Source organism: Rubrivivax gelatinosus IL144, from assembly GCF_000284255.1.
In the GTDB taxonomy this organism is placed as follows: Bacteria; Pseudomonadota; Gammaproteobacteria; order Burkholderiales; family Burkholderiaceae_C; genus Rubrivivax; species Rubrivivax gelatinosus_A.
Map to the genome: position 1 here is coordinate 3,875,438 of NC_017075.1, position 16,224 is coordinate 3,891,661.

The following is a 16,224-nucleotide window of genomic DNA, read 5'->3' on the forward strand; positions in this document are numbered from 1 at the left end:
AGAGCTTTGAAAATCAGCTTGTTCGATTGCGCTACTGGCATAACCCGTTTGACTCACCGTCAAAGTTATAGGGTCAAGCCGCACGAGCAATTAGTACCGGTTAGCTCAACGCATTACTGCGCTTCCACACCCGGCCTATCAACGTCCTGGTCTCGAACGACTCTTCAGGGGGCTCAAGGCCCCGGCAAGACTCATCTTGGAACGAGTTTCCCGCTTAGATGCTTTCAGCGGTTATCTCTTCCGCACTTAGCTACTCGGCAATGCCACTGGCGTGACAACCGATACACCAGAGGTGCGTCCACTCCGGTCCTCTCGTACTAGGAGCAGGCTTCCTCAATCTTGCAGCGCCCACGGAAGATAGGGACCAAACTGTCTCACGACGTTTTAAACCCAGCTCACGTACCTCTTTAAATGGCGAACAGCCATACCCTTGGGACCGGCTACAGCCCCAGGATGAGATGAGCCGACATCGAGGTGCCAAACACCGCCGTCGATATGAACTCTTGGGCGGTATCAGCCTGTTATCCCCAGAGTACCTTTTATCCGTTGAGCGATGGCCCTTCCATACAGAACCACCGGATCACTTAGTCCTACTTTCGTACCTGCTCGACTTGTCAGTCTCGCAGTCAAGCACGCTTATGCCTATGCACTATTAGCACGATTTCCGACCGTGCCTAGCGTACCTTCGAACTCCTCCGTTACGCTTTGGGAGGAGACCGCCCCAGTCAAACTGCCTACCATACACTGTCCCCAACCCGGATAACGGGCCAAGGTTAGAACCTCAAACACACCAGGGTGGTATTTCAACGTCGGCTCCACGATACCTAGCGGCACCGCTTCAAAGCCTCCCACCTATCCTACACAGATCTGTTCAAAGTCCAATGTAAAGCTACAGTAAAGGTTCATGGGGTCTTTCCGTCTTTCCGCGGGGAGATTGCATCATCACAAACATTTCAACTTCGCTGAGTCTCTGGAGGAGACAGTGTGGCCATCGTTACGCCATTCGTGCAGGTCGGAACTTACCCGACAAGGAATTTCGCTACCTTAGGACCGTTATAGTTACGGCCGCCGTTTACTGGGACTTCAATCAAGAGCTTGCACCCCATCATTTAATCTTCCAGCACCGGGCAGGCGTCACACCCTATACGTCGACTTTCGTCTTTGCAGAGTGCTGTGTTTTTAATAAACAGTCGCAGCCACCGATTCTCTGCGGCCTCATTGGGCTCCCCAAGTAAATGGTTCACCTACTAAAGGCACACCTTCTTCCGAAGTTACGGTGTCAATTTGCCGAGTTCCTTCTCCAGAGTTCTCTCAAGCGCCTTAGAATACTCATCTCGCGCACCAGTGTCGGTTTGCGGTACGGTCGTCTATAGCTGAAGCTTAGTGGCTTTTCCTGGAAGCAGGGTATCACTCGCTTCGGCGGCAAGCCGCCTCGTTATCACCCCTCATCTAAGACCCCCGGATTTGCCTAAGGGCCACGACTACAGGCTTGAACCGGGACATCCAACACCCGGCCGAGCTAACCTTCTCCGTCCCCACATCGCACTATAGATCGGTACAGGAATATTGACCTGTTTCCCATCAGCTACGCATCTCTGCCTCGCCTTAGGGGCCGACTCACCCTACGCCGATGAACGTTGCGTAGGAAACCTTGCGCTTTCGGCGAGGGGGCTTTTCACCCCCTTTAACGCTACTCATGTCAGCATTCGCACTTCCGATACCTCCAGCAGACCTCACGATCCACCTTCGCAGGCGTACGGAACGCTCTCCTACCACTTGCACTTGCGTGCAAATCCGCAGCTTCGGTAACTGGCTTAGCCCCGTTACATCTTCCGCGCAGGACGACTCGATCAGTGAGCTATTACGCTTTCTTTAAATGGTGGCTGCTTCTAAGCCAACATCCTGACTGTTTTAGCCTTCCCACTTCGTTTCCCACTTAGCCAATTTTGGGGACCTTAGCTGGCGGTCTGGGTTGTTTCCCTCTTGTGTCCGGACGTTAGCACCCGGTGCACTGTCTCCCAAGCTGTACTCATCGGTATTCGGAGTTTGCAATGGTTTGGTAAGTCGCCATGACCCCCTAGCCATAACAGTGCTCTACCCCCGACGGTAATACTTGAGGCACTACCTAAATAGTTTTCGGAGAGAACCAGCTATCTCCAAGTTTGTTTAGCCTTTCACCCCTATCCACAGCTCATCCGCTAGTTTTGCAACACTAGTCGGTTCGGACCTCCAGCAGGTGTTACCCTACCTTCATCCTGGCCATGGATAGATCACTTGGTTTCGGGTCTACACCCAGCGACTAGACGCCCTATTCGGACTCGGTTTCCCTTCGCCTTCCCTATTCGGTTAAGCTTGCCACTGAATGTAAGTCGCTGACCCATTATACAAAAGGTACGCCGTCACCCTTGCGGGCTCCGACTTTTTGTATGCATGCGGTTTCAGGATCTATTTCACTCCCCTCCCGGGGTTCTTTTCGCCTTTCCCTCACGGTACTAGTTCGCTATCGGTCGATTACGAGTATTTAGCCTTGGAGGATGGTCCCCCCATGTTCAGACAGGGTTTCACGTGCCCCGCCCTACTTGTCGTACGCTTAGTTCCACAGAAGACTTTTCTCATACAGGGCTATCACCTGCTATGGCCGGACTTTCCAGACCGTTCTGATAAATCGACTGCTAAAACGTACAGGCTCCTCCGATTTCGCTCGCCACTACTTTCGGAATCTCGGTTGATGTCTTTTCCTCGAGCTACTGAGATGTTTCAGTTCACCCGGTTCGCTTCGCCACCCTATGTATTCAGATGACGATACCCTTGCGGGTGGGTTTCCCCATTCGGAAATCCCCGGATCAAAGCTTGCTTGCCAGCTCCCCGAGGCTTATCGCAGACTGCCACGTCCTTCATCGCCTGTAATCGCCAAGGCATCCACCACATGCACTTAGTCACTTGACCCTATAACTTTGACGCCGAAGCTCTCGCTTCAGACATCCGGTCAATGACAGATTTGAGTATTCACGCGTTATGCCGAACTTCAATTCTCGCGAATCAAAGTTTGTATTGACGCAATCAAACTGTCGCTGATGGCACGGCGCATCCCGAAAGATGCTTTCCATCAGCAACGCTGATTTTCGACTCTATGAATTGTTAAAGAACGACAGCCGATCTAAACGATCGAACCGCAAAACACTCAGACAAGTGCTTTGCGCTTCAAACGCTACGTGGGATTCTTGGTGGAGGTGAACGGGATCGAACCGATGACCCCCTGCTTGCAAAGCAGGTGCTCTCCCAGCTGAGCTACACCCCCAAGATGATGGTGGGTCTGGTTGGATTCGAACCAACGACCCCCGCCTTATCAAGACGGTGCTCTAACCGACTGAGCTACAGACCCGCACGCTCGGGAAAGTCTGTCGTCAACAACAGCCGATAAGTGTGAGCGCTTGAACTTGAGTGCTTTTTTCCAGAAAGGAGGTGATCCAGCCGCACCTTCCGATACGGCTACCTTGTTACGACTTCACCCCAGTCACGAACCCTGCCGTGGTAATCGCCCTCCTTGCGGTTAGGCTAACTACTTCTGGCAGAACCCGCTCCCATGGTGTGACGGGCGGTGTGTACAAGACCCGGGAACGTATTCACCGCGGCAAGCTGATCCGCGATTACTAGCGATTCCGACTTCACGCAGTCGAGTTGCAGACTGCGATCCGGACTACGACCGGTTTTCTGGGATTGGCTCCCCCTCGCGGGTTGGCAGCCCTCTGTACCGGCCATTGTATGACGTGTGTAGCCCTACCCATAAGGGCCATGATGACCTGACGTCATCCCCACCTTCCTCCGGTTTGTCACCGGCAGTCTCATTAGAGTGCCCTTACGTAGCAACTAATGACAAGGGTTGCGCTCGTTGCGGGACTTAACCCAACATCTCACGACACGAGCTGACGACGGCCATGCAGCACCTGTGTCCAGGTTCTCTTTCGAGCACTCCCACATCTCTGCAGGATCCCTGGCATGTCAAGGGTAGGTAAGGTTTTTCGCGTTGCGTCGAATTAAACCACATCATCCACCGCTTGTGCGGGTCCCCGTCAATTCCTTTGAGTTTCAACCTTGCGGCCGTACTCCCCAGGCGGTCAACTTCACGCGTTAGCTACGTTACTGAGAAGAAACCCTCCCAACAACCAGTTGACATCGTTTAGGGCGTGGACTACCAGGGTATCTAATCCTGTTTGCTCCCCACGCTTTCGTGCATGAGCGTCAGTGCAGGCCCAGGGGATTGCCTTCGCCATCGGTGTTCCTCCGCATATCTACGCATTTCACTGCTACACGCGGAATTCCATCCCCCTCTGCCGCACTCAAGCTATGCAGTCACAAATGCAGTTCCCAGGTTAAGCCCGGGGATTTCACATCTGTCTTACATAACCGCCTGCGCACGCTTTACGCCCAGTAATTCCGATTAACGCTTGCACCCTACGTATTACCGCGGCTGCTGGCACGTAGTTAGCCGGTGCTTATTCTTCAGGTACCGTCATCCTCCCGAGGTATTAACCCAGAAGATTTCTTCCCTGACAAAAGCGGTTTACAACCCGAAGGCCTTCTTCCCGCACGCGGCATGGCTGGATCAGGCTTGCGCCCATTGTCCAAAATTCCCCACTGCTGCCTCCCGTAGGAGTCTGGGCCGTGTCTCAGTCCCAGTGTGGCTGGTCGTCCTCTCAGACCAGCTACAGATCGTAGGCTTGGTAGGCCTTTACCCCACCAACTACCTAATCTGACATCGGCCGCTCCAATAGCGCGAGGCCTTTCGGTCCCCCGCTTTCACCCATAGGTCGTATGCGGTATTAATCCGGCTTTCGCCGGGCTATCCCCCACTACTGGGCACGTTCCGATGCATTACTCACCCGTTCGCCACTCGTCAGCACCTTGCGGCCTGTTACCGTTCGACTTGCATGTGTAAGGCATGCCGCCAGCGTTCAATCTGAGCCAGGATCAAACTCTTCAGTTCGATCTTGAATTTGCTCAATAGGAATTGAAGTGAACTTCACTTCAGTTTCCATGAGCGTTTAAAGTCACTAGGACCTCGAAGTCTTGCGACTTCTTGGCACTCGCCTTCAAACGCCCACGCTTATCGGCTGTATGTTGTTAAAGAACTTCGCCGCTTTCGCGGCGTCGCTGATTGGTTATCAGCGAAGACCGAGATTCTGACATTTTTTAAAAACTCTGTCAAGCACTCGGCTTTTCTGCTTTTCGCTGAAACCCTTTCGGGATTTCTCGGCAACCGCTTCTTTCGAAGCACCGCCGTCGATCAGCAGAGCCTGCGACTGTAGCACGGGTTCCAAACGGCTTGCAAGAGGGGTGATGGAAGAAGTTCGAAGAACGTGCTTCCAGAGACCCGCCATCTGGTGTGGGGCCTAGGTGGACCGCCGCTCACAGTGCCGTTCGGGAGGCTTGCGAGCCAAGGCGACAAACGCGTCCCCTCTCTGTCCGTGAAGACGTGCGCCTTGGGGACGCCCGTTGAACGTCCAGCCTCCGGGCGGCCCTAGATCAGCGCTGCGGCCATCAAGGGGTGCGCTCGGCCAGTCATCACCAAGCCAGCCTCAGCCTCAGCCTCAGCCGTAGTACGCGCGGGATCGAGCCGGCGGGCTTGCGGACGCTGTGCCGGGACTCCGCCGTTTACCGCTGCGCTTGTTCCGCTCGCTTCGATTCCAAGGTGAACGGAACGATTCTGCTTATGGAGCAGTGCCCATCGTCGATGACACGTCGCCAGCCCGAACGCCGGCCTGCCGAGCCATTAGCCGCTGATTAGGAAGACCGGCCTCGGCCCAGGGCCAGCCTTTCCAGAGGATCAGTCCAGGCGCGGCAAGGCCAGGAAGAACCGGGCCATCTCCGCAGACGCATCCGGACCGTTGGCCTCGGTGTACGAGCCCGACAGGTCGCCGCCCGACCAGGCGTGCCCCGCCCCATGGAGCGACCAGAACTCGATCCGGGGCGTGCCGGCAGGCTCCCGATAGGTGGTACGGGTGTAGCGGCGGCCACCGGCAGCGGTGCCCTCCTCGATCACGGTCTGGAGTTGCGGGCCGCCGGCCTGCGCCTGATGCGCTTCGACGGTCTGCCTGACGATCTCCTGAGCGTTGGTCTCGCGGACCGTGTGGTCGCGGTCGCCGTGGAAGACGATGGTGGGCACCGCTCTCTTCGCCGCCCCGGACACCGCCGCGGCACCGACGCGCGGGGACGCCGCGCGGGACAGCCCACCGCGGCCGCCCTTCATCGCGGCCATCGCGCTCGGGATGTCGTGGGCGCTGGCATACGGCAAACCGGAATGCACGCCGACACCCGCGAACAGCTCCGGGTAGCTCTCGCCCAGGACGACCGCCATCGCGCCGCCGGCGGACAGCCCGGCGACGTAGATGCGGCCCGGGTCGACGTCGTGGCGCTGCGCCACCTCGCGCACGATGCCTGCGATCAGCGAAGGCTCGCCGGCGTCGCGCCGCTGGTCCTGGGCCTGGAACCAGTTCCAGCAGCGCGACGGGTTCGCCTGCGCCGCCTGCTCGGGGTAGACGACGATGAAGCCGTGCTCGTCGGCCAGGCGGTTCATGCGTGTGCCGGCGGCGAAGTCCTCGGGCGTCTGCGTGCAGCCGTGCATCATCACGAGCATCGGCCGCGGAGCGGATGCGGCCGCGGCAGGCAGGTGAACGCGGTAGGCACGCACGCCGGCCGCGTTGCGGTATTCGTGCGACAGCCAGCCTCCGGCCGCTGGCGGCAGCGTGGCGGCGGCCGTCTCGCCGTCGACGACACGCGCCGGCACGTCGATCACCTCCCCGCCCGACGCCGGCGGCACCGCCAGGGCCCGACGGATGGTGTCGCTCACCTCGCGCATCGGGCCGCTCGTGGTGTCGAGGCGGGCGCCGGCGAGCGCGCGTTCGATCGTGTCGTGGATCGCCTGCGCGTCGTAGGGCGGGATGCGCGTGAACGGGTACTGCATGAGTTCTTTCGTGGGGTGGAAGAGCGGATCAGCGGGTGCGGTCCGCGAGAGCCTGGCGCACGGCCGGGCTGGCCTGGAAAGCGCCCAGCACCTGGATGGACTCGATCGCGGCACGCGCCAGTTCGGGCGTGACGTCCTTGGCGATGCGCACCAGGCCGACGACCTGGACCTGCAGCCGTTCGCCGCGCGCGACGGCTTGTTCAAGCTCGGTGCGGCCGAGCTGCTGCAGGCCCAGCGTCAGCGTGCGCCGGGCGACGGTCTGGCGCAGAACCTCGGCGTGCAGGGCCAACTGGTTGCGCACCGCGGTGCGCACCAGGTCCGAGCGGTTGGAATAGAAGCCTTCCTGGACCAGCAGGTCGACCTGGCCGAGATCGACGACACCGAGGTTGACGGTCATCTTCTCGGTCTCGCCGGCACGCTGGCGCGTGTCCCAGACACTGTTTCGGAGCTCCACGCCATCCTCCTGGATTCCAATTGGAATCTCAGTGGAACACGCTGCCGATGCCCCCGGGCGCGCAAGGCCGTCCGTCGGACGTGGTGCGGCGAGCAGCTCGCGGCCTGGAGACCCGGCGCCACGGCTCGGCGCCGCAGGCTTCAGCCAGGCGCGGCGTGAGGCAGCAGCCGGTCGTACTCCTTCTTGACGACGCCGTAGCACTCGCAGGTGCGGGCTTCGAGCCCGGGCCGGTCCAGCACCGTGATGCGGCCGCGCGCGTAGCGGATCAGGCCGGCGGCCTGGAGCCGGCCCGCGGCCTCGGTGACGCCTTCGCGGCGCACGCCGAGCATGTTGCCGATCAGCTCCTGCGTCATCACCAGTTCGTTGCCTGGCAGGCGGTCCAGGCTCAGCAGCAGCCAGCGGCACAGTTGCTGGTCCAACGAGTGGTGGCGGTTGCACACCGCCGTCTGCGCCATCTGGGTGATCAGCGCCTGGGTGTAGCGCAGCAGCAGGTGCATCGCCGGGCCGGCGCGCTGGAACTCCTCCTGCAGCGCCGGCGCCGGCAGCCGGAAGCCCTGCCCGGCGCTCTGCACCACGGCGCGGCTGGGCGTGCTGCCGCCGCCCATGAACAGCGTGACGCCGACCAGGCCCTCCAAGCCGACGACGGCGATCTCGGCGGTGCCGCCATCAGCCAGCACGTACAGCAGCGACACCAGGGCCGAGGTGGGGAAGTAGACGTGCTCCAGCGCTCCGCCGGACTCGTGCAGCACCTTGCCCAGCGGCAGGTCCACCGGCTCCAGCAGCGCTTGCCAGCGCCCCCATTCGGCATCGGGCAAGGCCGCCAGCAGGCGGTTGGTGCGGGGGTCGTTCGGGGATGGCATTCAGCCTTTCCTGTCACAGGGCCCGGCCGACGGTACCGCGAACACCCCGCGGCGTACAGCGCGGCGCCGCTGCGTGGGCCAGCGCACCGACAGCCTGGCGGCGTGCCGGCCATGCTCGGCATCCCCAACCCCACCGCGAGGCACACGATGACCAAGAGCCGGCACGGCAACAAGGAAACGAAGAAGCCCAAGCAGGTGCGGGCCGCGGCGCCACCGCCGGCCGCCACCACGCCACCGTCTGCACCCGCCGCACCGCCACCGCGCCAGCGCAAGTGAGCATGGGAATGGCGGCCGCCTGCGGGCCAGGCCGCGCACGAGGCGCCCGGCCGCGTCGCCCGACTCAGCGTGGCAGGCAGCGATGCGGCTGCGCCCCGGCGGCCGGGCCGCGGCCGTCGGCCGCACGCGCCGTGGGGCCCGAGGTGGACAAGGCCTCGCGGCAATGGTGTGGAGCGACCGCGCCGTCTCCGGTGCAGCAGCGATGCGGCTGCGCCCCGGCGGCCGGGCCGCGGCCGTCGGCCGCACGCGCCGTGGGGCCCGAGGTGGACAAGGCCTCGCGGCAATGGTGTGGAGCGACCGCGCCGTCTCCGGTGCAGGCGCGCGCGCTGATGCGCGGGGCTTCGGCCCGCACGCGGCCGAACAGCGTGGCGAACGCCACGTCGGCGGCGTCGCGCCCGGTGCCCAGGCGCACGAAGCCCATCGGGATGCCGGTGCCCGAAGGGTCGAACAGGTACCAGCGGTCGCCGAGATAGACCTCGGCATAGGCATGGAAGTCCGGCGGCCCGAGGGTCGCGGCGGCGCCGAAGTCGGTGCCCGAGACGATGCGCGCCGGCATGTTCAGCGCCCGGCACAGCGCGATCATCAGATGCGCGAAGTCGCGGCACACGCCGACGCGTTCGATCAAGGTGTCCACCGCCGAGGTCGTCGAGTCGCTCGAGTTGGACAGAAAGCGCACCTGGGCCTGCACCCAGTGCTGCACCGCCAGCACCCGGCTGTAGCCGGGCACCAGGCTGCCGAACTCGTGCGCCGCCAGCGCGAGCAGACGGTCGGACTGGCAATAGCGGCTGGGATACAGGTAGGGCATCACCTCCAGCGGCAACTCGCGCACCGGCACTTCCTCGAGGCTGTCGGGCTCGGCGAGGTGGTGGTGGATGTCGACCAGCGCTTCGTAGTTCACGCGCAACTCGCCCGGGCCGGCGTGCACGCGCACGAAGCGCGAGGCGGTCGCCGGGTCGGTGGCCTGCGCCGGCTCGACGGCCTGGCTGAGCTGCAGGCGCTCGCGCGCGACGCTCTGGCAGGCCGTCTGCGCCGCCTGGATGTTGAAGACGAAGTCGGCGCCGGCCGGGTCGTCGATCTCATAGCCGAGCTCGACCGCCAGTTCGAGGCGGATCACACCGGGGTCAGCGTCCAGCGGCCACGGCGGAAGCGGCGCAGCATCGCCACCGGCGCCTGCGGGCCCGGCGGCGCCGGGACGGCGGCCTCGGCGCGCTCGGGGGCCGCGGACGGACGGGCGACCGGGTCTTTCGGCGGACGCGGGTTGGGGCTGGGACGGTAAGGCATCAGATGGGTCTCCTGCGGCTCGCGGCACCGCGACCCACGCGGCCTGCCGGACCCGACCTCGCAGCCTGGGGCAGGCGGCGTGCCGGGTCTGTGCGCTGGCGCACGCTCAGGCCGGCCGCGGCGCTTCGTCGCGCTCGTCGGCCAGCACCAGCTGGAAGCCCGGCGACAGCGGATCGGGCGCCAGCTGCGCCGTCACCGGCCGCTGTGGTGCGTGGCGCGGCGCCAGCATCAGCGGGCAGGCGGTGCGCCGCGGGCCGACGCCCAGCCGCGCGATCGCCGCACGCAGACGCTGCAGCGAATCGCCGGCGACGAAGCCGCCCAGCGGCAGGCCGACGGCCTGCGTGCGATCCAGGCCGAGCATGCGCGCGGCGGTTTCGTTGAGTTCCAGCACGAGCAGCCGCTCGTCCAGCCGCAAGCAGCCCACCGGCAGGCGGTCGTAGCGCTCGCCCTGCCGGCGCAGCGTTTCCTCCAGCTCGTTGCGCGCCTCACGCAGCTCCTGGGCCTGCAGGTCCAGCTCGACCTGGTGCACCTGCAGCTCGTGCAGCAGCGCCAGCGCCTGCGCCGCGGTGGCCGGCGACGAGGCGAGGCCGTGCAGCACGGTGAGCGCCTGGGATGCGGCCACAGCTTCGTCATGCGAGGCGGCATCGGGCACGCGGTCGGCGGCGCGCCGGCGCAGTTCGCTCAGCCGTACGAGGTCGACCGCCGGGGGCGGCACAGGGATCGGCTGGGACATGGGGAACCTCCGGCGCCGGAGCGCTGATGCCCCACTCTACGCCTTGCGCAGCCGGGCCTCGAGTTCCTTGGCGACGGTGATGTCGACGAAGGTGATCACCACGCCCTGGATGACGTTGGCCAGGGTGCGGTACGGCATGATGCGCACGTTGTACCAATGGCCGTCGCGGGTGGCGATCTGCTTCTCGCTGAAGGCCAGCGTGCGCAGCGTCTCCTTCACGTCGGCGTGCAGCTCCGGATAGAGCAGCGTGCTGGCCAGCTCGCTCAAGGGCCGGCCGATGTCGCTCTCGCGCAGGTGGATGACCCGCGCGATCTGCTCGGTGTAGCGGCGCACGTTGCCGTCGTTGTCGAGGAACAGCGTCGCGATGTCGGTGCTGTTGAGCAGGTTCTGCATGTCGCTCTGCGCCAGCGCCAGGTCGTCGAGCTTGGATTGCAGCTCGCCGTTGATCGTCTGCAGCTCCTCGATCATCGACTGCGCCTCCTCCTTGGAGGTCATCAGCTCCTCGTTGGCGGCCTGCAGTTCCTCGTTCGTCGACTGCAGTTCCTCGTTGGCCGCCTGCAGTTCCTCCTGCGAGACGCGCATCGCGTGGCGCAGCGCCTGCATCTCCTGGCGCGAGCGCAGCAGTTCCTCGGCCACCGCCGGGTCCGGCGTTTCCGAGGGCCGGGCGCGGCGACGCCTGCGCGGCGTGGCCGACGGCACGTCGCGGAAGACGATCATCGCCAGGCCCTCGAGCGACTTGGGCCGCAGCACGGCCTGCACGGTGACGTCCACCAGCGCCACGCCTTCGTCGTCCAGCGGCAGGCCGCGCAGCTCCAGCGTGGTCTTGGCCTGCAGCGCCTGGCGCAGTGCCACGCCCAGCTCGGTGCGCAGCGAGGGCTGCGCCATCACGTGCACGTTCCAGTTGGCCTTGCCCGCGGCCGGCTCCAGGTAGCGCCCGGTGCGGCCGCTGATGTAGAGGATGTCGCCGGCTTCGTTGACCAGCACCGCCGGCGGCGCGAAGGTCTGCAGCAGCAGCTGGTCGGCGAGCGGCTGGAGGTTGGCCGGCGAGGCATCGAGTGGCGGCAGGGTGGTCTCCCAGGAGGTGGCACGGGCCGCCGGCCGCCGCGCGGTCGGGAAGACCACGGGGCCGGGGCTGCTGCCATTGTCGCCGCGGCGGTACAGCCGGGACTTGGGCTCCAGCGGCCGGAACAGCGCCGGCACGCGGCCCACGGTCTCCGAGCTGCCCAGCAGCAGCACGCCGCCAGGGCGCATCGCGAAATGCAGCAGCGGGATCAGCCGCTTCTGCAGCGCGGCGTCGAAGTAGATCAGCAGGTTGCGGCAGGACACGAGGTCCAGCCGCGTGAACGGCGGGTCCTGCGTCAGGTCGTGCTGGGCGAACAGCACGCGGTCGCGCAGGCGCTGGTCGACGCGGTAGCCGCCGCCGGGACGCTCGGCGAAGAAGCGCGCCAGCCGCTGCGGCCCGAGGTCGCGTGCGGCTGCCGCCGGGTAGCAGCCGGTGCGCGCCGCCGCGATGGCGTCGGCGTTGAGGTCGGTGGCGAAGACCTGCAGCTCGCAGCGCGCGTCCGCCGGCAGCGTCTCGACGACCTCGGTGAAGGCCATCGCCAGCGTGTAGGCCTCCTCGCCGGTCGAGCAGCCCGCCACCCAGGCGCGCAAGGGCCCGCCCTGCGCCGCCTGCCGGGCGATCAGCTCGGGCAGCACGCGCTGCTGCAGCACCTGCCAGACCTCCGGGTCGCGGAAGAAGGCGGTGACGCCGATCAGCAGTTCCTTGAACAGCAGGTCCAGTTCCTGGACGTTGGCGCGCAGGAACTCGGCATAGGCCGCCATCGAGGCCAGGCCGTGCACGGCGACGCGCCGCGCCACGCGCCGCGTCAGCGTGTTCGACTTGTACTGCGTCAGGTCGTGCCGGGTGTGCTCGCGCAGCAGCGCGAGGATGCGGCGCAGCGCCGCGTGGTCCGCGACCGGCTCGCCCCCCGGCGCCGGGCCGCCCGCGGCGGCGACGATGCGCGCCGGCATCTCGGCCGGCAGCGCGACGATGTCCACGCCGCCGGTGGCGATCGCGCTCTTGGGCATGGCGTCGAAGGACGCCGACTCGGGCGTTTGCGCCAGCGTCAGACCGCCTTGCGCCTGGATCGCCTGCAGGCCCTGCGCGCCGTCGGAGCCCATGCCCGAGAGCACGACGCCGACCGCACGCGCGCCGAAGGCCTGGGCCAGCGAGCGCAGCAGCGCGTCGATCGGCCAGCGGTGGCCACGCGGCTCGGCCGGCCGGGCGACGCGCAGCGCGCCGGCGTTCACGGTGAGTTCGGCATCGGGCGGGATGACGTAGACGGTGTCGGCCTCGATGCGCTGGCCGTCGACGGCCAGCAGCACCGGCATCGGGCAGGCCCGCGCCAGGAGCTCGTGCAGCAGCGTTTCGCGCGTCGGGTCCAGGTGCTGGACGACGAGATAGGCCAGGCCGCTGTCGGCGGGCACGGCCGCCAGGAACTGCTCCAGCGGCTCCAGGCCGCCGGCCGAAGCGCCCAGGCCGACGACGCCCAGGTCGCGCGGCTTGTGGGACGGGGAAAGAGACGGTGCGTCGGCCATGAGCCCAGTATGAGTGCTGTCACGACGGCGGCGCCGCGCAAGGTGCGCAGGCGCACAGACGCAGCGCGCTGACGCCGGCCACGATGGTCGTCTTAGCCCGAAAGCCTGCCGCCGCAGCGCGTCGAAAGCCCGCCATGTACAGCCGAACGACCACCGTGTGCCGCGCCCCGCAACCTGCCGCGACGCCCCGACGACGACCGTCGGGGCCCCCGCCCCCGAGCGCTGCGGACCCGCGGCAGGTCCGCCCGGACGGTTGCTGGCTCTACGACCCGCGGGCCGGGCGCTTCCTCTATCTGGACCCGGCGTTCCGCATGCGCTGGGTCTCGCGCGCGCCGTCCCCGCGCGCCCTGCCGCAACGCTGGCTGGGCAGGGCGCGTGCCAGCGACCGCGCCGCGCTGCGGACTGCCCTGCGCGGCCTGGCCCATGGCGCCCCCGGCACGATCGAGTACCGGGGTGTCGACGGCCACGGCAGCAGCCGCTGGATCGCCGAAGACACGCAGCTGGCAGGCCGGTCGATCAGTAGCCTGCACGGGCCGCACGGCGGTTCGGGCGACATCGCCGGATGCCGGCGCACGGTGCGTGAGCTGCAGGAGACGAACCGACGCAAGGACGAGTTCCTGGCCGTCCTGATGCACGAGTTGCGCACGCCGCTGCAGTCGCTGCGCGCGGCCAGCGATGCCCTCGCAGACAGCGGTTCGGCGCAGGCTGCGGTCATCGCGCGTCAGGTGCAGCATCTGAGTCGGCTCGTCGACGACCTCGGCGAGTCCACCCGCCTGACCCACCGCAAGGCGCATCTGCGGCTGCAGAACGTCGGTCTGTGCAGCCTGCTGCGGGACGCCATCGGCGATCTGGACGCCGAAGCCGAGGCCCGACGGCAGACGCTGGAGCTGATCGCGCCGCCGGCGGAATGCTGGGTGCTCGCCGATCCGGCACGGCTGACGCAGGTGTTCAACAACCTTCTGCACAACGCCGCCAAGTTCAGCGCCGCGGACGGCCGCGTGCGCGTGACGGTCGAGCCCGCCGAGGCGTCGCAGGAGGTCACGGTGTCGGTGTGCGACGAAGGCATCGGCATCGCCGCCGAGGCACTCGGCTCGGTGTTCGAGCTGTTTGCGCAGGACGGCGCGGCGACGGCACGCGTGCGCGAGGGCCTGGGCATCGGCCTGGCAGTGGTGCGCGGTCTCGTGGAACTGCACGGCGGCCGTGTCGTCGCGCACAGCGAGGGCCCGGGGACCGGCAGCCGCTTCGAGGTGACGCTCCCGCTCGTCGCGGCGCCGGCCGAGGCGGCGGCGGCACGGCGCATCCTCGTCGTCGAGGACAACGCCGACGTCGCCGCCGGCCTGCAGCAACTGCTGGAGCAGGAAGGCCACGCGGTGGCGGTGGCGCCCGACGGTCGCAGCGCGCTGCAGCAGTCGGCCCGCTGGCGGCCGGACACCGTGATCCTGGACCTCGAACTGCCCGACCTCGACGGACGCGAGGTGGCACGTGGCATTCGGCGGGGGGCGGCCAGACCGCGTCCGCGCCTCATCGCGCTGTCAGGCTCGGGCGAGTTGGACCCCAGGGCGATGCGGGCGGCCGGTTTCGATCACTGCCTGATCAAGCCGGCCGGCCTGGCCGAACTGACGGCGGCGATCTGTGCCTAGCCCCTGCGCCGGGACAAAGAAAAACGGGCTAGCTCTTTCGAGCTAACCCGTTTATCTAGAACTAAGTTCTGGTGCGGCTGGCAGGAATCGAACCCACGACCCCTTGGTTCGTAGCCAAGTACTCTATCCAGCTGAGCTACAGCCGCCAAGAAAGAAACTATAGCACGTTTTTTCGTTTAGTCCAGCCCCGCAGCGAAATTTTCGCAATCTCGTGCGCGATCCTCGTCGGACTCCTCGCGCGCCAGGCGTGCCAGCAGGCGCCAGCAGCGACGACGCACCAGGCTCGACAGCGCCGGAGCGGCGGCCGCCAGCTCCAGCAGACGGCGCGCCTTGCCCCAGAGCTGGCGCTCGGCGTAGGCCATGCCGACGGCCGCGACGACGGCCGGCTCGTGTGCATGGCTGGACGCGGTCTCTTCGAGGCGCGGCAGCCAGTCGCTGCCGATGCCGGCGACGCAGTCCATCAGCGCCAGTGCCAGCTCCTCGCGCTCTTCGCGAGACAGCTCGCCGGCGCGTTCCCAGAACGGGCGGAGCCAGTCGCGCCCCACCTCGCACGCCCCGAGCACCGCCGCACGCCGCGCTGCGCGCGCGACGACCATCGGATCGCGCCGGTCCGCCGGATCGAGCTCGTCCCACAACAGACGCAGCTGCTGCAGGTCGTGAACCGTCTCCAGCGCCTCGAAGGCCAGCGAGCGCAGCAGCCCCTGCGCGGCGACCGGGGAGAAGCCCTGGTGCTTGGCCAGCAGGCGGGCCGTGTGCAGCGCCTCGAGCGGGCGCCGTGCCTGGCGGCAGGCCTGCAGCTTCAGGCGCAGGGCCTGCGTGCGGCGGGCGACGCCCGGCGGCAGCTCGGCCAGCAGTTCCAGCGCCTTGGACGCGTCGCGATCGTCGAGCGCCCATTCGGCGGCCAGAAGACGCGCGCCGTCGTCGGCGCTGCGGCCGCTGCCGACGCCGCCCTTGCGGCCCGCGCTCGGCAGGCGCTTGAGCAGTTCGTCGCGCCGCGTGCGGTCCTGCAGGCGATGCAGGCTGCCGGCCGCCAGCAGATGCGCCAGCACCGAGAACTCGGCATCGGACGTGAGTCCGTTGGAGTCCTGCTGGATCGCGATGGCGCGCGTCGCCGCCTTGTGCGCGCGGCTGTAGCGGGCGCTGAAGTACTCGGACAGCGCCTCGCGCAGCGCCGCCTGGGCGGCGCGCTCGCGGCGCAGCGCACGCCACTCGCCGGCGCGCTTGGGCAGCGTGACCAGCGCGTTGATCGCCTGCACCGCCGAGGTGATCGCGAAGGCGCCGGCGACGACGATCAGCACGAACAGGTTCAGCGACAGGTCGGTGCGCCAGCCGCGCCAGTAGATCGTGACGATGCCGTCGTTGCTGCCCAGCGTGGTCGCGGCGACGACCGCCACCACGCACAGCAGGATCAACCAGATGACGATGCGCATCGCGGCCGC

At 66.1% G+C, this 16,224-nt stretch carries 10 protein-coding genes, 3 tRNA genes and 2 rRNA genes; 2 read left to right on the forward strand and 13 right to left on the reverse strand.

What is annotated here, in order from left to right; all coding sequences use genetic code 11:
• Nucleotides 1-69 precede the first annotated feature (69 nt).
• The 7 genes from RGE_RS17745 to RGE_RS17775 all read right to left on the reverse strand — a co-directional run bounded on the left by RGE_RS17745 (nucleotide 70) and on the right by RGE_RS17775 (nucleotide 8,275).
• A 23S ribosomal RNA gene (locus RGE_RS17745) occupies nucleotides 70-2,946 on the reverse strand.
• A gap of 276 nt (nucleotides 2,947-3,222) precedes the next feature.
• Nucleotides 3,223-3,298: transfer RNA gene (locus RGE_RS17750), tRNA-Ala, on the reverse strand.
• 7 nt (nucleotides 3,299-3,305) lie between these two features.
• Nucleotides 3,306-3,382 (reverse strand) — tRNA-Ile (locus RGE_RS17755).
• 73 nt (nucleotides 3,383-3,455) lie between these two features.
• Nucleotides 3,456-4,984, reverse strand: a 16S ribosomal RNA gene (locus RGE_RS17760).
• The 16S and 23S rRNA genes sit together here with 2 tRNA genes alongside, the layout of an rRNA operon.
• Nucleotides 4,985-5,824: 840 nt before the next feature.
• A complete protein-coding gene (locus RGE_RS17765) occupies nucleotides 5,825-6,961 on the reverse strand; it encodes an extracellular catalytic domain type 1 short-chain-length polyhydroxyalkanoate depolymerase (protein WP_014429830.1) in 1,137 nt (378 codons plus the stop codon).
• A gap of 28 nt (nucleotides 6,962-6,989) precedes the next feature.
• Nucleotides 6,990-7,358: a CopG family transcriptional regulator gene (locus tag RGE_RS17770; RefSeq protein WP_050985703.1), complete on the reverse strand. Its 369-nt coding sequence runs from the start codon at nucleotides 7,356-7,358 to the stop codon at nucleotides 6,990-6,992.
• A gap of 197 nt (nucleotides 7,359-7,555) precedes the next feature.
• Entirely contained in the window at nucleotides 7,556-8,275 is a 720-nt protein-coding gene (locus tag RGE_RS17775) for a Crp/Fnr family transcriptional regulator (protein WP_014429832.1), read from the reverse strand.
• Nucleotides 8,276-8,422: 147 nt separating this feature from the next.
• Here RGE_RS17775 and RGE_RS24865 point away from each other — a divergent pair, with 147 nt between their 5' ends.
• Nucleotides 8,423-8,551 carry a hypothetical protein gene (locus RGE_RS24865; RefSeq protein WP_259371785.1) on the forward strand — a complete coding sequence of 43 codons (129 nt, stop codon included), beginning with the start codon at nucleotides 8,423-8,425 and terminating at the stop codon, nucleotides 8,549-8,551.
• Nucleotides 8,552-8,615: 64 nt separating this feature from the next.
• Here RGE_RS24865 and RGE_RS17780 read toward each other — a convergent pair whose 3' ends face one another.
• From RGE_RS17780 to RGE_RS17790, 4 genes are all read right to left on the reverse strand, one after another.
• Nucleotides 8,616-9,665: a transglutaminase-like domain-containing protein gene (locus tag RGE_RS17780; RefSeq protein ID WP_014429834.1), complete on the reverse strand. Its 1,050-nt coding sequence runs from the start codon at nucleotides 9,663-9,665 to the stop codon at nucleotides 8,616-8,618.
• Nucleotides 9,662-9,832, reverse strand: coding sequence for a hypothetical protein (locus RGE_RS24335; protein ID WP_014429835.1), 171 nt, complete (start codon nucleotides 9,830-9,832; stop codon nucleotides 9,662-9,664). The genes RGE_RS17780 and RGE_RS24335 overlap by 4 nt, the downstream gene beginning before the upstream one ends.
• A 106-nt stretch (nucleotides 9,833-9,938) precedes the next feature.
• Nucleotides 9,939-10,565: a PAS domain-containing protein gene (locus RGE_RS23365; protein ID WP_014429836.1), complete on the reverse strand. Its 627-nt coding sequence runs from the start codon at nucleotides 10,563-10,565 to the stop codon at nucleotides 9,939-9,941.
• Between the two features lie 36 nt (nucleotides 10,566-10,601).
• A complete protein-coding gene (locus RGE_RS17790; RefSeq protein ID WP_014429837.1) occupies nucleotides 10,602-13,145 on the reverse strand; it encodes a chemotaxis protein CheB in 2,544 nt (847 codons plus the stop codon).
• 311 nt (nucleotides 13,146-13,456) lie between these two features.
• Here RGE_RS17790 and RGE_RS17795 point away from each other — a divergent pair, with 311 nt between their 5' ends.
• Nucleotides 13,457-14,785 carry a hybrid sensor histidine kinase/response regulator gene (locus RGE_RS17795; protein ID WP_014429838.1) on the forward strand — a complete coding sequence of 443 codons (1,329 nt, stop codon included), beginning with the start codon at nucleotides 13,457-13,459 and terminating at the stop codon, nucleotides 14,783-14,785.
• 69 nt (nucleotides 14,786-14,854) lie between these two features.
• Here RGE_RS17795 and RGE_RS17800 read toward each other — a convergent pair.
• A tRNA-Arg gene (locus tag RGE_RS17800) sits at nucleotides 14,855-14,931 on the reverse strand.
• A 30-nt stretch (nucleotides 14,932-14,961) separates the two neighbouring features.
• Nucleotides 14,962-16,215 carry a heme biosynthesis HemY N-terminal domain-containing protein gene (locus tag RGE_RS17805; RefSeq protein ID WP_014429839.1) on the reverse strand — a complete coding sequence of 418 codons (1,254 nt, stop codon included), beginning with the start codon at nucleotides 16,213-16,215 and terminating at the stop codon, nucleotides 14,962-14,964.
• Between the last annotated feature and the right edge of the window lie 9 nt (nucleotides 16,216-16,224).